We start from the raw sequence: 1,083 nt of genomic DNA, 5'->3' as shown, positions 1-1,083 counted from the left end.
CTCGGCCATCGCAGCAACTCCCTGATCGCTGCAAAATTGAATCATGCCAAAGCAGACATGCCAACCAAAATGAAAGATTCACAGGCTCTGAGGAGCTCGGCGAAGTCCGCAAGCACGAAGTCGGGCGTCTCGAAGGATGGCTATTGTCTTGCGGCGTCATCCTTCGAGGCTCGCCCAAGAGGGCGAGCGCCTCAGGATGACGGCGTGCCATCACGCCTTGGGCGGCTGCGAGATCTGCACCGAGGGCCGCGTCAGCATCTTCTCGTGGAAGGCGTCGAGCTTCGGAAACGCCTGGCGCCAGCCGCAATCCGGAAAGCGCAGATCGGCATAGCCGAACACGCAAGTCAGCGCGATCTGCGCGAGGTCGAGCGGGCCGGACAGCGTCTCCGCGCGTTGCTCGAAGCGCGAAAGCCCGTTCCACACTCGCGCCCAATGATCGTCGTACCAGGCCTGCCACTGCAGCGCCTCCGGCCGCACCAGTTTCTCGTAGCGGCACAGCAGCATCGAATCCAGCATGCCTTGGATCAACGAGTGATCGCTCTTCACCCGCCAGCGTTCCGGACCGGAGGCGGGGCTCAGCTTGCCGCCGCCGATTTCGTCGAGATATTCGGCGATCACGTAGGAATCCACCAGCACCTCGCCGCTGTCGAGGATCAGCGCCGGCAGCTTCTTCAGCGGGTTGACGGCGTGCGAATAGTCGTCGTTCGGCTCGCCGGGCGTCACCTTGGCGGCGACCAGTTCGATGCTGTCGATCAGGCCGAGCTCGATCGCGACGATGCGCACCTTGCGCGCGAACGGCGACAGCGGCGAGAAAGTGAGTTTCATGGAAGCGTCCTCGAGGAAGAGAGATCTGCCGAGCGGCAATACGCCGATGCGCGGTTTGCCGCGCGCTGCAAAAGATGACGAAGCTTTCGCGCCGTGTCCATCCTCCGAGTCGTCATCCTGAGAGTCTGACTCAAAAAGCGATCAACGACATCGGGCATTCAACGCGTCATTGCGAGTTGGGACCGGCGGACGGGGCCGACCCGCGTTGGATGAAGCTTTTCGATCGGCGGCGAGCGTGGCATTTTAAGGAGCCGTCGG

At 62.4% G+C, this 1,083-nt stretch carries 1 protein-coding gene; it reads right to left on the bottom strand.

The window, feature by feature from the left end; translation table 11 throughout:
- Positions 1-210: 210 nt before the first annotated feature.
- The gene (locus HNR60_RS23925; RefSeq protein ID WP_184262938.1) at positions 211-825 is read right to left on the bottom strand and encodes a glutathione S-transferase; all 615 of its coding nucleotides are present in this window, start codon (positions 823-825) and stop codon (positions 211-213) included.
- Positions 826-1,083 lie beyond the last annotated feature (258 nt).

Origin of the sequence: Rhodopseudomonas rhenobacensis, from assembly GCF_014203125.1 — a bacterium.
GTDB classification, from domain to species: Bacteria; Pseudomonadota; Alphaproteobacteria; order Rhizobiales; family Xanthobacteraceae; genus Rhodopseudomonas_A; species Rhodopseudomonas_A rhenobacensis.
The sequence above is the reverse complement of the archived record's forward strand: the minus strand, read 5'-3'. Positions and strand labels throughout refer to the sequence as shown.